The following is a 14,010-nucleotide window of genomic DNA, read 5'->3' as shown; positions in this document are numbered from 1 at the left end:
TCTTACACGCTTTGCAAAAGATGATAAAAATTACAGTATTCGGCTCTTGAAAGACGAGTAATATAATATGGAATTTATTGAACAGTTCCTTGAGATGATGTCGGCTGAACGGGCTATATCAAAAAACTCATTACTTAGCTATAAGCGTGATTTACTGGATTTTCAAAACTTTTTGACCAGACAAAAAATATTAGAATCAAATACAACTACCGAAAATGTTAGGAGCTGGATTGAGTATTTAGCAAATAACGGCTTACAAGCACGCTCAATTAATCGGAAAATATCAACTATCAAAAGCTATTACGAATTTTTAATTAGTGAAAATCATACAAATTATAATCCTGTATTAATGGTAGATTTACCAAAATATCAGGATAAACTCCCTACTACCTTATCAATTCTAGAAATCAAAACCTTACTTGATTATTGTGAAAATAATCAAACTCCTGAAGGCTTGCGGCTTAAAGCCATGATTCATTTATTATATGCCAGCGGGCTTCGTGTTTCTGAGCTTGTTAGCCTGCAACTTAGTAATATTTTAGTTAACAGACTTTCATCTGAAGTAAAAAAAATATTTTCTGTGTTAGGGAAAGGCAATAAGGAAAGGATGATAGTAATAAACGAACAGGCTGTTGCAAATATTACAGAGTATTTAAAAATTAGAAATAATTTTATCAATAAAAAATATCCTAAAAGTATAATTTATTTATTTCCTTCTACTTCTGGTAGCGGCTATATGACCAGGCAAAATTTTGCTATTCTTCTTAAACAGGTAGCAATAAAAGCCGGGCTTAACCATGAAAGTATCTCACCTCATATATTGCGCCATAGTTTTGCCAGTCACTTACTGGAGGGCGGGGCAGATTTAAGGGTTATTCAAGAGCTACTCGGTCACGCTGATATCAGTACAACGCAAATATATACTCATATTCAAACCAATCATTTAAAAAAAGCTCTTATGCGTCACCCTTTGCAAATTTCTTCCAAAGATTAAATTATTTTATAAATTAAAATAAGTTTTTTATTGCGTGTATACTGCGATCAAGTCGGTGTTGATTTAGGAAGAATAAAATTATCTAAAACCATTTACTACAAACTGCTCAAGGTTTTTGTCTCATGGGTTGATAAAGTCGTCATTGCGAAGCACCTTGAACATTACTTCCTAGGCTCTGTGCAGCTAATTAAAATAAATCTAATTTTGGTTCTTTTTTGTTGCAAATTATAAGATTTTTTTGAAATATGAATAACTATTCCTACAAAAATCTTATTAATTTTCACTAAAAATTAACTCAAAATTATAATAATTCAATTAGGTGCACAGAACCTAGGGAATGACATCATACCAAATTAAATATGAGCTTTTACTTGCTCAACGATATGAGAAAAACCTTCACTGTTATTTACTGCAAGCTCGGCAAGTACTTTACGATCTATATCAATTGCAGCTTTTTTAAGACCACCAATAAATTGAGAATATACTAAACCATGCTCACGTACAGCTGCATTTATTCTTTGAATCCATAAACCTCTAAAATCACGTTTACGATTTCTACGATCTCTATAAGCATATTGAAGTGCTTTTTCTACTTTTTCAACGGCTACTCTAAAACAACTGTTAGCACGACCTCTATAACCTTTAGCAAGTTTGAGGATTTTTTTATGTCGATTTTTGGAAATTTTTCCTGATTTTGCGCGTGTCATTTTTTAGCTCCTAATTAATTAATGCCGTATGGAAGAAAATATTTTTTTACATTATATCCATCTTGAGCACAAAGAATTGTAGTACCTCGAAGATTACGAAGTTGAGCTTTAGTACGACGACGCATAAAATGCTTTTTGCCTGCTTGAGATGCGATAACTTTACCGCTAGCCGTAAGTTTAAAACGCTTTTTTACAGCGGATTTTGTTTTTAATTTAGGCATGATTATTCCTTTAAATTGGTATTTTAAGATTTTGTCAGTAAATATAGGCATACCAAAGCCATGTCACTGATGAAACTACACAATAATGTTATTAATGAATTATTGCAAGATATTTTTTAAATTTTGTGCTACAATGCGGGTTATAAATCATTTATTCATAAGTAAAATCAATGTTTGGAGAAAATCCTAAAAGGGGAATTTTAAACGGTGACGGGACAAAATTAGAAGTTAAGGCGATTTTTAAGACCATTCAAGGGGAAGGAATTTTTGTCGGTGTGCCTGCTGTTTTTATAAGGCTTGGCGGATGTAATCTTGCGTGTAATTTTTGTGACACGGATTTTGAAGAATATAACTTAATTAATGTCACTGATATTATTAGTGAGGTTAGTTCTCTTAGTAAAAACTCTGAAGGGAAAAAATCTATTACACTCGTTGTAATAACCGGCGGTGAGCCGTTGCGTCAACCTATTGAATTGCTATGTAGGAAATTATTAGAGAAAGGATTTCAAATACAAATTGAGACTAACGGTACGTTATATCGAGCCTTACCGAAAGAAATTTCAATAATATGTTCGCCGAAAGCCGGAAAAAACGGTTATTCTAAAATCAGAGAAGATTTATTACCATATATTAATGCAATAAAATTTATAGTTGCTAAAAATGTGGCTGAATATAGCTTCGTCCCTGAAGTTGGACAAACCCGTTATAATATACCGGTTTTTATTCAACCAATGGATCAAAATGACTCACAACTTAACGACGATAATAATAAATTAGCCGTTAAGCTTGCTTTAGAATTAGGTTATAGATTATCTCTGCAAACGCATAAATATTTGGGCATTGAATAAAAAGTAAAAAATTATAATTATAACTTGAATTTTTAATAATTTGCAGTTAGTATTACCTGCTTTAAAGTTTAAAGGCTTAGGGAGATATATTAAGATGAGTGAGATATTAGAACTTGCTGCAGAAGTACGATCAGAATTCGGCACCGGTGCAGCAAGAGAATTAAGAAGAACGGGAAGAGTTCCGGCTATTATTTACGGCGCAAATAAAACGCCTGTTGCTATTTCAATTGAAGAAAAAGAAATAACAAAATATTATCGGAAACCAGCTTTTATATCAGGGTTAATCAATATTAATGTTGGTGAAACACAATATAAAGTACTGCCAAAAGCAGTAGAACTACATCCTGTTACAGATATAGTACGTCATGTTGATTTTGTGTTTTTAGAAGAAAAAACTCAAAAAATGGCAGTGCCGGTAGTATATGAAGGTAAGGAAAGAGCACTTGGAGTTAAAAGGGGAGGGTATTTTAATATAATAAAAAGAACTATTCCCATGTTATGTGATGTTAATAATATTCCCCGGAATATTACTATTGATGTTACTAATATGCCGATTGCTACTTCTATAAAATCTTCGAATGTAAAATTGCCTGAAGGATGTCAATTTGCAACTAAAAAAGAATTTGTTCTTGCAACGATAATAGGACGTAGAGGAAAAACTGAGGCAGAAGAGGGTGCAACACCTGCTGAAGCGGCAGCGAAGTAGTGTGAGGCGTCATACCGTGGCTTGACTCAAAGTGTATGGAGTTTCCGATGTCATTTCTAGCTGCGGCAGGAATCTAGACTGTTTTTGTCATGCTGAACTTGTTTCAGCATCTTTTGTAATAGATCATGAAATAAATTCAGGATGACTATAATTTTCTGGATTCCTGTTTTCACGGAAATAACATAGGAAAATGCCTCCTCATAATGACAATTCTGGTAACTCTATACAACGATAAATCCCGCAAAAATCCTTCTCTATATATTTCCTTCATCAACTTCCAGATTTTAGGTCTCATATCAGTTAACTATAATTTCTCTCTATTCAAGGTAATATTATGATTTTTGTTATAGGTCTCGGTAACCCGGGAAAAGAATATCAGTATACGAGGCATAATATCGGTTTTATTGCAGTAGATAAGTTAGCAAAACAGTATAATTTATCTTTTAACGTAAAGAAAAAATTTAATGCTGACATCGCTGAAGGGAATGTAGGAACTTATAAGTTATTGCTGATAAAACCGATGACCTATATGAATTTGTCGGGTAATGCAGTATCAGCAATAAAGTCTTACTATAATATTAAACTTGAAAATATTTATGTTATTCATGATGATATTGATTTAGCCGTCGGCAGAATAAAATATAAACAGGGAGGAGGCAACGGCGGGCATAACGGTTTAAAATCGCTCGACCAAACTATAGGTAATAATTATCATCGTATAAGGATTGGGATAAGCAGGCCGGAAAATAGTGAAGAAGTGGCTGATTATGTGCTTCATAATTTTTTTAAGGCAGAATATAATATAATAGAGCAGGCGATAAATAAAATAACTAATAATTTTGATTTATTACTGGAAGGAAAATTAGAAGAATTTAAAAATAAAGTAATTTAGCAATATCAAAGAGAACTATATTACTCTATATAGTTCCTGCAAAAGCATTGCTGGGGAATCAAACTTTTGTTGTCATTCCCGTGAAAACGGGAATCCAGAAAAAATACCTTTAAGTCATCCTGAACTCGTTTCAGGATCTTTTACAAGAGATGCTGAAACAAATTCAGCATGACAAAGCAAAGCCTGGATTCCCGTTTTCACGGGAATGACATACTAACGTTTTGGGTATCCACGCAACAACGCCTGTGCGGGGATGACATCAAAAAATTTAAAAAAATATAACATTATGAAAGAAGAATTACCTTTTGAAATTATCTATGCTGATGAAATGGATAAAGATCACGGATCTATAATTGTTGAAGCTTTTAATAAAGATGCTAGAGAAAAAAAAGGTTTAACAGGAGATTTAAAAACTTTTTCATTTTCTTGTTTAGATCAAAATAAAAATTTTATTGCTGGAATGCAAGGAGTAAGTTTTTGGGGCGGGTTACATATTAGTTCACTATTCGTAAATGAGAATTTTAGAAACCGAAATTACGGAACTTCATTAATGAAGAAAGCTGAGGAATTAGCATTTGAGCGTGGATGCAATTTTATTTATTTATCGACTATGGATTTTCAGGCAAAACCGTTTTATGAAAAATTAGGATACAAAGTTGAATTTACAAAATGCGGTTATGAAAAAGATTCAGTTATGTATTTATTAAGGAAAAATTTATGACATTAAAATGTGGAATTGTTGGGTTGCCGAATGTCGGTAAGTCAACGTTATTTAATGCGCTAACGGCCAGCCAATCGGCGGATGCGGCGAATTATCCGTTTTGTACGATTGAGCCGAATAGCGGTATAGTCTCAGTACCTGACGAGCGTTTACAGAAGCTAGCAAATCTTGCAGGTAGTGCAAAACTTATCCCGTCTTATATAGAATTTGTTGATATTGCTGGGCTTGTTAAGGGAGCAAGTAAAGGCGAAGGACTCGGTAATAAATTTCTAGCTCATATAAGGGAGGTAGATGCAATTTTGCATGTGCTGCGCTGTTTTGAAGATACAGATATTACCCATGTTCATGATAAGGTTGATCCGATACATGATTTGGAAATTATAGAAACTGAATTAATACTTGCCGATATAGAATCGGTAGAAAAACGTTTAGCCACTAGTGAAAAACGCTTAAAAACCAGTGATAAAGCACTAAAAGATCAAGTAGAATTATTAAAGGAAATATATAAGGTACTAGCTAACGGCCAGCCTGCACGAGTGCTTAATAATATTTATGATCCGGAAGATATAAAACAGCTGCAATTATTAACCTCAAAACCGACTTTATATATTTGTAATGTGCTTGAGAAAGACGCTTCAGTAGGTAACGCATTAACAAAATTAGTAGCTGAGCGAGCAACAAAGGAAGATGCCAAATGCGTGATTATTTCATCAAAAATAGAAGCGGATATTGCTCTTCTTGAAAGTCACGAGGAGAAAACCGAATTTTTGAAAGATATCGGGCTTGAAGAAACGGGGTTAAGTAAAGTTATTAAAGAGGCATATAATCTGTTAAATCTTAAAAGCTTTTTCACTATTGGACCAAAAGAGGCGCATAGCTGGACTTTCAAAAATGGTATTCTTGCACCTAGAGGCGCCGGAATAATTCATACAGATTTTGAAAAAGGCTTTATCCGTGCAGAAGTTATCGGCTATGAAGATTATATAAATTTAGGTAGCGAAGCAAGAGCTAAAGAAGTTGGGAAGATGCGACTAGAAGGAAAGGAGTATAAAATGCAAGATGGTGACATAGTACATTTTAGATTTAATGTTTGAATATTTAGAGTATAGCTTTTATTACATGGTACCAATTTTTGCAAAGCGTTCGGTGTCATGCCGTAGCTACGACCACAGCATCCAGTCTTTTTTACTAAAATTTTCTGAATACCGTAATCAAGGAACTAGATGACACCATACTTGTAATAGTCATAATGACCTAGAAATAAAAAATAATATTATGAAAACTACTTTACCTAAACGCTCTATTGAAGTTCAAGACAGACTTGATTATATAGTTCAGCAAATTTTAGATGTTGCCAAGGATAAAATAGCCATGATTATTTTATACGGCTCTTATGCTAGAGGCAACTGGGTGCGAGATGTGTATACTGAAGGTCATATTACTTATAGTTATATAAGTGACTTGGACTTCTTAGTAATATTAAAAAAAGGTAAATTTAAGCAGCATGCTACTTTAAGAGTGGAATCTAAAATAGAAAAAAGATTAGAACAAACAGGCTTAAGGAAAGCTAAAATTTTGTCGCTAGAACCTTCGATATCTATAATATGTGAGTCAATAAATGAGGTAAATACCCAACTTGAAAAAGGACGTTACTTTTATACTGATATTAAGAAAGAAGGAATTCTTTTATATGATAGCGGCGAGTTTCAGCTTGCAGAAGCTAAAGATTTACCTTGGAGTTCGTTAAAAGAAATTGCAAAAGAAGATTATGAACAATGGTTTGAGCAGGGTAAAGAGTTTTTGGATTGCAAATATTCGTTAGAAAAAGAATATTTTAATAAATGTGCTTTTGAGTTACACCAAGCTACCGAGAGTTTTTACAATACAATTTTATTAGTTTTTTCTCGTCATAAACCGAAATTACACGATATAAGAAAGCTAGGCGGATATTGTGCAAATTATAACGCTGAACTACTTAAAGTATTTCCGCAAGCAACTCTAGAACAAAAAGAATGTTTTAAATTACTTCGAGATGCTTATGTAAAAGCGAGATACGATAAAAATTATAGAATTAGCAAAGAACAATTGCTTTATTTGATTGAAAGAGTAGAAAAATTAAAAAACATTACAGAACGAATTTGTTTGGAACGGATTAATCAGTAAAAGCAGCAGTGTTTTTTATGTCATTCCTGTTTTAGGTGGGCGTTGTTGCATGGATCGATAAAAGCAGCAGCATGTCATTCCATTGATCGCAGGAATCCAGAAAAATTAAACTAAAGATGTAACGATAACTTACAATTATATAGAAAAAAGCCTTGCAAGCTAAGGCTTTTTAGCCTGGATTCCTGCGATCAACGGAATGATATAAAAATGTAGTATTATAAAACTTATGAAAATAATCGCTAAAATCCCGCCTTGGATGCTTCTTTACTTATTCGTTTTATCTCCTACATCAGAAACAATGTATACAGCGGGGCTGCCTAGTCTATCCGCTTTTTTTAATATTAGCGGCAGCACGGCGCAAATTACTTCTACCTTATATTTTTTGGGTTTTGCTTTTGGTATATTGTCTTTGGGGAGATTATCAGACATTTACGGCAGAAGACCAATAGTTCTTTTAGGGCTCTTAATCTATATTATATCATCTATTACTAGTACCTTAGCAGTTAATATAGAAATGTTAATGATAGCACGTTTTGCTCAAGCTTTTGGTGCAAGTGTTGGCTCCGTAATAGGGCAGGCGATGGCTAGAGACTCATATCAAGGGAGTGAGCTATCCTATATTTATGCTAGTCTATCAGTGTGGCTGGCATTCATTCCATCGCTTGGTTCATCGGTTGGTGGTTATATCGTTGAGTATTCAGATTGGCGTTATGTCTTCATCTTTTCAAGTTCAATGGTTACTATATTACTTATTTTATACTGCAAAATTTTACCCGAAACAAATCCGTATATGGACATTTCGCAAACGAGTAAATATTTTAAGGTTTTTAAAATAGTAGTAAAAGATAAAATCCTTTGGCTTTATGCTTTTATTATCGGTGCATTTAACGGCATGACTTACGGTTTTTTTATCGAAGCTCCTTTTATTTTTATTGAAAATATGGGATTATCGCCTTCTTTTTACGGTAAATTAGCGTTTTTACTATGTTTAGCTAATATTTTTGGCGGCTTACTTGGTGGGTATTTAATAAAAAAACGCCAAGTGGACGACAAAAAAATAATGATTTTAGGACTCGGATTTAGCTTATTCGGCTGCACTATGCTAATAACCGCAGCTTTTTTATTAAGCAATAATCAGATCAACAATAATTTTGCTATAGCCATAATATTTATTCCGATAATGCTGCATATGATTGGGCATAATCTCCTAATACCTATGACGTTACGTTACGCTCTAGAAGATTATGCCAAAGTTACCGGTACAGCCGGCTCGATTTTCGGTTCATTATATTATATATTAGTAGCATTAATAACTTTTATCGTTTCAAAACTACATAGTGAAACAATAAATAATTTTGCTTTATTGTTCTTATGCCTAAGCATCGGTTGCACCTTATCATTTTACTTGATTAGGGTTTTAGATAACAATAAGAAGAAAATATAATCAGAAATTTCTTATTCTAATGTGTTGGAAGTTTATTAGACATTTTTTGTCCTCTATTTCTTTTTACACCGGCAAAGTTATTAGAAGAAGCTGATTCTGTAGAAGATAAAGCTTGAGCCCTTTTTATCACTGGATTTGTATCTATACTCTTTGCTAAAGGATATGGAATAGTTGGAGCGCCTGCTCGTTCTTTAAAAGTAGAAAAACCTTCATTTTTAATTGGTGGAGGAGGAAAAGGGGTATCTTGATTTAGATCATCATTAAGTGATGGAAGTAAATTGTCATGTAGATTTTCTGGAACAACAAATACAGTAGGGCTTAATTTATTTATAGCCTCTGGTAACTTATTGGGTGATATATTATCTGCTTTTATTAGTGTTTTTGATCGTATGTCTTGGGATAAGTTTTTTATATTTTTATCAATACTATCTAACGCTTTCTCAATATGCCCTAATTTTTCGATAGTTTTTTGTTTACTTCCTTGAAAAACTTGTTCTGGCGTATCAACAAAAATGCTTTTTATTTTTTGGAATGATTTACTTAGCTTCTCAAAAAATGTAAGTGGTGTTTCTGACTTAATCTCCTTTATTTGTTGTTTTATTTGTGTAAGCTCTGTAATATTTTTATTTTCATCTAAAAGTGTAAGTATGTTGTTTTTTATATTAAATAAAGCGTTTTCAATATTATTGTTTTCTGAAAGCTTTGTCAAAAGTAAAGGATTCAACTCTAAATTTTCTAACTTATCTTGCTGCTCTTTTGATAAATTCTTTCCTGATAAGCCCTCTAGGTTTTTCCTAATTTCTTTCTTCATAGTCTCTTTTAAAGGAGCAGACTTTTCTGCTATTAAGTGTAAATTATTATCAACGCTTTGTAAGGTTTTATTAATATTTTTTATAGCTTCTTCTGTTAATTGTGATTCACTTTTGACAACTACGTATTTTACGTTAGAAATAATTTTGATAAGTTTTTTAAACCATGGAATAGAGAGGTTTTGTTCTTTTTTCAGTTCGGTTATTTGTTTTTGTACCTCTCTAAAATCTTCTAATTGTTTATTATTTTCTATAAGGTTATCAATATTATTTAGAATTTGTTCTAAATTTTTTTTCTCTGAAATTAAAACTTGATTTGCTTTTTTTTCTTCTGGAGTAGTATAGTTATCTTCTTTTGACATATAAAACCTATTAATAAAATTTAATAAATTCTATCGTATTTTTTTATATATTCAAGAAAAATTTAGTAGTATTTCTAATTGCTTAATATAATTTTTAGTTATTAACGTAATTTTAAGGAAGACAAACCTATAAGAGCAAATATAACGGCAATAATCCAAAATCTGATTACTACTTTTGACTCAGCCCAACCATTTTTTTCAAAATGGTGGTGTAATGGGGCCATTTTAAAAATTCTTTTACCTTTAGTAGTTTTAAAATAATATACCTGCAAAATAACTGAAATAGTTTCAACAACAAATAACCCGCCGATAATACCAAGGGCTAGCTCATGCTTGGTAATGATACTTACAGTGCCAAGGACGCCACCAAGGCTTAAACTGCCGGTATCGCCCATAAAAATCTCCGCCGGCTGAGCATTAAACCATAAAAATCCGAGGCTTGCTCCAACAAGTGAGGCGCAAAAAATAGTTAACTCACCGCTATTGGGAATATATATTATCTGCAAATAATTGGCATAAATATGGTTACCTGCTAAATAACTTATTAAAGCAAAAGAGCTAGCAGTAAGGGCAATCGGAACAGTAGCAAGGCCATCAAGACCGTCAGTTAAGTTAACCGCATTAGAAGCACCGACTATAACAAATATCGCAAAAGGTATATAAAAATATCCTAGATTAATAAGTAAATTTTTAAAAAATGGGATAGCTAGTTGATTACCTCCAGGATGATCGGTATATTGTAATGAAAGACATATAATTAGGCTAATAAACATTTGCAGTAAGAGTTTGCTTTTACCTTTGATACCCTTATGGTTATTTTTTGTTATCTTTGCATAATCGTCCAGGAAACCGATAATACCGAAGCTGATAAAGCCAAATAAAGATATCCAAATGTATTTGTTGGTAATATCCGCGAGTAATAGAGTAGTAAGGCAGCTAGATAAAATAATCATTATCCCACCCATAGTAGGAGTGCCTGCTTTCATTTGATGGGATTTAGGTCCATCAAGACGAATCGGTTGCCCGTATTTTTGTAGAACATGTAAAAACCTGATAAGTCGTGGCCCTGTTAAGAAGCAAATGGTTAAGCTAATAAGGATAGCCAGGCCACTCCGAAAAGTAATATAATGAAATAAGTTAGCAATATGCGAATTATGTATGTATGGTAGTAAAAGATTATATAGCATGGTTATCCTTTAAAATAGGTAATAATTTTATCAAGTCTTATTCCTCTTGAGCCTTTTATTAATATAAGCTCGTCCCTGTCTAATAAATTTGGTAAATCTTTTATTAAGTCATCAACATTTTCAAAATAAGCTTTAGTTATTTCTTTTGGTAATAAGTCGTAAATACATTTAGCATGAGTACCGACTATAAAAACTTTAGAGCAACGAGCATCTAAAATATAGGGTATTAAATCTTGATGTAGCTGCTTAGAATTTTGTCCAAGCTCTAACATTTCTCCTATTATAGCAATTTTACTATTACTAGGCAGTTGTTTTAAATATTTTAAACCGGCTTTCATGGATTCCGGGCTTGCATTATAATAGTCACACATTATGTGATGGCTATTTGCACCGATTTGTGCGGTAATTATTTCTCCACGTCCTTTAGTTAAAGGGATATTTGCAAGTTGTTCTGAGGCTTCTTCTAAATTTTTACCGAGCAGCGAAGCTACTAAAAGAACAGCAGCAAAATTTTTGGCATAATGCTCAGGGATGAAAGATACAGTTACTCCCACTTTATTATTGTTTATTAAATAGCTTAAATGGACTGTATCTCCTTGATGTTCATATGATATTAATTTTGCATTTACATTAGCAACATCGCCGAAGCTATATACATTATTAACAGATAGTTTTTTAAGGTTTGCTAAAATATTATTGTAATATAGAGTATCTTTATTAACAATCGCTACTCCCTCCTTTTTCAATCCTTCAAAAATTTCACATTTAGCTTCTGTAATTTCTTCTAATGAACTAAAAAACTCTAAATGTGCTTCTGATATATTAGTAATAATTGCAATATCAAGAGGTAGTATTTTAGTTATTTCCCTTATCTCCCTCACATGATTCATACCAAGCTCAAAAATAGCGTATTTTACATCATCAGGCATGGAAGCGAGATTTAACAATACTCCAAGATAATTGTTAAAATTCCCTCTACTAGCAAAAACGTTATCCATGCTTAGTATAATTTTAAGCGCTTCTTTAGTAGAAGTTTTACCGACGCTGCCAGTAATCCCGATAAATATCGCTTTTGAATTTTCCCGTTTATATTTTGCCATTTTCTGTAGAGCAACAAATGTGTCATCTACTATAATAGTCTTATGCCTTGGTACCTCCGGGATATTTCTATTAATAATTACTGCACCTGCGCCTTGCTCAATTGCATGAGTTACATAATCGTGACCGTCTCTATTGCCTTTTAAAGCAATAAATAAATCACCTGGCCGTACATCGTTAGAATTGAATTGTACTTCATTAGCCTCAATAGAGGAGGGGACCACTACACCGAGTGCTTTACTTAGAGTTTCAGAATTCCATATCATAAATATTTCTTTGCAATTTCAATATCGTCAAAAGGTAATTTTTTATCACCTATAATTTGATAATTTTCATGTCCTTTACCGGCTATTAATAAAATATCATCTTCACCCAAATTATTTATTCCGTATTTAATTGCTTCTTCTCTGTCGGCTATTTCAATATAACTTGTATTACTTATACTACTTATAATATCTTTTCTAATATCGCCAGGATTTTCATTTCGTGGATTATCGTTGGTAATAATTACCTTATCGGCAATTCCTGCTGATATTTCTCCCATTAAACTTCTTTTAGTCTTATCCCTGTTACCACCGCAGCCGAAAATTACAATTAGTTTGCTCCCTTTTAATTTAATATTTTTTAACTCGCTTAAAGTTTTTTCTAACGCATCGGGAGTATGAGCATAATCAATGAATATATTAGTGTTTTCTATACGCTCCATCCTACCTTTCACCGGGTTAACTTTTGCCAAAGCGCTTATAACTTTATCAAAAGCAAAACCGGTATTATGCACGGCTATTGCAGCTATTAATAAATTACTTGCCTGAAAGCTACCGATTATCTCGGTATTAAATTCATAATCCTTATCATTAAAAGTAAAATTAATATTCTGTCCCTGAATAGAACTAATGATTTTATTTATTTTCAAAGATCCGCTTGAGCCTATTGTTATAGATTTAATATTATATTTCTTTAAATAATCCTTAATAAAATCTATTTCTGCTATATCAGAATTTAGTACTGCTATCCCTTGCGGTAGTAGATTGTCAGTAAATAATTTTAATTTAGCAAGCAAATAAGCCTCTTTTGTCTGATGATAATCTAAATGATCCTGACTAAAGCTGGTGAAACATGCTACCTGCACTTTTATTGTTCCAAGTCTATTCTGGTCTAGTCCGTGACTAGAAGCTTCAAATGCTAAACATTCTATTTCATTCTCTGCTAGTTTATGAACGATTTTTCGAAATGTTAAATAATCCGGCGTAGTTAACTTAGGTACTTCTTCATGTATAAATTTATTATACCCAAAAATTTCTACGCCTAGAGTACCAATAGATGCAGCATTTTCTCCAAGTAAAGAATATAATTGAGCAATATATGATACTACTGAGCTTTTACCGTTAGTACCGGTTGCTGCTATCATAATTTTAGGTGTGTTAGGATAAAAATATTCTATAGACTCATATAAAGCTGCTTTTACATCTGCTACATATATTATTTTTTTAAGATCAATTGCTAAGCTTTCTTTATTATCGGTGATAATAAGCCCCGCTTTATTATTTAGAGCATCGGAAATAAATTTATTTCCGTCATAATTTTCTCCCTTGGTAGCAAAAAAAGCTTCGTTCTCTTTAACGCTGCGAGAATCAACAGATAAGCTGGCAATATTATGTTGTTTAAATAATATTTGTAATTTCTGTGATAACGAGGAGTGGGGCATATAGTTTTTTATTTTTTGATATCATTCTTGCATTTTTTATATCATTCCCGCGGAGGCGGGAATCTAGGCTTTTTTTGTCATGCTGAACTTATTTCAGCATCTTTTTTAGTAGATCCTGAAATAAATTCAGGATGACTGTTATTTTTCTGGATT

General features: G+C 32.6%; 14 protein-coding genes. 8 read left to right on the top strand and 6 right to left on the bottom strand.

Features of this window, described 5'->3' with window-relative positions:
• The first annotated feature begins 67 nt into the window (after positions 1-67).
• Positions 68-994, top strand: coding sequence for a site-specific tyrosine recombinase XerD (gene xerD / locus OTR29_RS04990; RefSeq protein ID WP_422229625.1), 927 nt, complete (start codon positions 68-70; stop codon positions 992-994).
• Positions 995-1,347: 353 nt separating this feature from the next.
• Here xerD and rplT read toward each other — a convergent pair whose 3' ends face one another.
• Positions 1,348-1,701, bottom strand: a complete 354-nt coding sequence (gene rplT / locus OTR29_RS04985; protein ID WP_422229624.1) for a 50S ribosomal protein L20 — start codon at positions 1,699-1,701, stop codon at positions 1,348-1,350.
• 14 nt (positions 1,702-1,715) lie between these two features.
• The gene (gene rpmI / locus OTR29_RS04980; protein WP_341794004.1) at positions 1,716-1,922 is read right to left on the bottom strand and encodes a 50S ribosomal protein L35; all 207 of its coding nucleotides are present in this window, start codon (positions 1,920-1,922) and stop codon (positions 1,716-1,718) included.
• Positions 1,923-2,092: 170 nt separating this feature from the next.
• Between rpmI and OTR29_RS04975 the strand changes: the two genes are divergently transcribed.
• The 7 genes from OTR29_RS04975 to OTR29_RS04945 all read left to right on the top strand — a co-directional run bounded on the left by OTR29_RS04975 (position 2,093) and on the right by OTR29_RS04945 (position 8,696).
• Positions 2,093-2,770, top strand: coding sequence for a 7-carboxy-7-deazaguanine synthase QueE (locus OTR29_RS04975; protein WP_422229622.1), 678 nt, complete (start codon positions 2,093-2,095; stop codon positions 2,768-2,770).
• Positions 2,771-2,864: 94 nt separating this feature from the next.
• Positions 2,865-3,476, top strand: a complete 612-nt coding sequence (locus OTR29_RS04970; protein ID WP_422229687.1) for a 50S ribosomal protein L25/general stress protein Ctc — start codon at positions 2,865-2,867, stop codon at positions 3,474-3,476.
• Positions 3,477-3,810: 334 nt separating this feature from the next.
• Positions 3,811-4,368: an aminoacyl-tRNA hydrolase gene (gene pth / locus OTR29_RS04965; protein ID WP_422229620.1), complete on the top strand. Its 558-nt coding sequence runs from the start codon at positions 3,811-3,813 to the stop codon at positions 4,366-4,368.
• Between the two features lie 286 nt (positions 4,369-4,654).
• The gene (locus tag OTR29_RS04960; RefSeq protein ID WP_422229618.1) at positions 4,655-5,089 is read left to right on the top strand and encodes a GNAT family N-acetyltransferase; all 435 of its coding nucleotides are present in this window, start codon (positions 4,655-4,657) and stop codon (positions 5,087-5,089) included.
• Positions 5,086-6,183 (top strand): redox-regulated ATPase YchF, encoded by a 1,098-nt coding sequence (ychF, locus tag OTR29_RS04955; RefSeq protein WP_422229616.1) that lies wholly within the window; start codon positions 5,086-5,088, stop codon positions 6,181-6,183. Before OTR29_RS04960 ends, ychF begins: the two co-directional genes overlap by 4 nt.
• A gap of 181 nt (positions 6,184-6,364) precedes the next feature.
• A complete protein-coding gene (locus OTR29_RS04950) occupies positions 6,365-7,252 on the top strand; it encodes a HEPN domain-containing protein (protein WP_422229615.1) in 888 nt (295 codons plus the stop codon).
• Positions 7,253-7,478: 226 nt separating this feature from the next.
• A complete protein-coding gene (locus tag OTR29_RS04945; RefSeq protein ID WP_422229613.1) occupies positions 7,479-8,696 on the top strand; it encodes a Bcr/CflA family efflux MFS transporter in 1,218 nt (405 codons plus the stop codon).
• Positions 8,697-8,712: 16 nt separating this feature from the next.
• Here the strand turns inward: OTR29_RS04945 and OTR29_RS04940 are convergent, their stop codons facing one another.
• The 4 genes from OTR29_RS04940 to OTR29_RS04925 form a co-directional block, all read right to left on the bottom strand.
• Entirely contained in the window at positions 8,713-9,867 is a 1,155-nt protein-coding gene (locus tag OTR29_RS04940; RefSeq protein ID WP_422229611.1) for a hypothetical protein, read from the bottom strand.
• A 101-nt stretch (positions 9,868-9,968) separates the two neighbouring features.
• Positions 9,969-11,054: a phospho-N-acetylmuramoyl-pentapeptide-transferase gene (mraY, locus tag OTR29_RS04935; RefSeq protein ID WP_422229610.1), complete on the bottom strand. Its 1,086-nt coding sequence runs from the start codon at positions 11,052-11,054 to the stop codon at positions 9,969-9,971.
• Positions 11,055-11,056: 2 nt separating this feature from the next.
• Positions 11,057-12,418 (bottom strand): UDP-N-acetylmuramoyl-tripeptide--D-alanyl-D-alanine ligase, encoded by a 1,362-nt coding sequence (locus tag OTR29_RS04930; protein ID WP_422229608.1) that lies wholly within the window; start codon positions 12,416-12,418, stop codon positions 11,057-11,059.
• Complete coding sequence (locus tag OTR29_RS04925) at positions 12,415-13,857, bottom strand: UDP-N-acetylmuramoyl-L-alanyl-D-glutamate--2,6-diaminopimelate ligase (RefSeq protein WP_422229606.1); 1,443 nt, start codon at positions 13,855-13,857, stop codon at positions 12,415-12,417. Before OTR29_RS04925 ends, OTR29_RS04930 begins: the two co-directional genes overlap by 4 nt.
• Positions 13,858-14,010 lie beyond the last annotated feature (153 nt).

Origin of the sequence: Rickettsia endosymbiont of Halotydeus destructor (assembly GCF_049278075.1) — a bacterium.
Lineage (GTDB): Bacteria > Pseudomonadota > Alphaproteobacteria > Rickettsiales > Rickettsiaceae > Rickettsia.
This window is presented reverse-complemented; position numbering and strand designations above follow the sequence as displayed.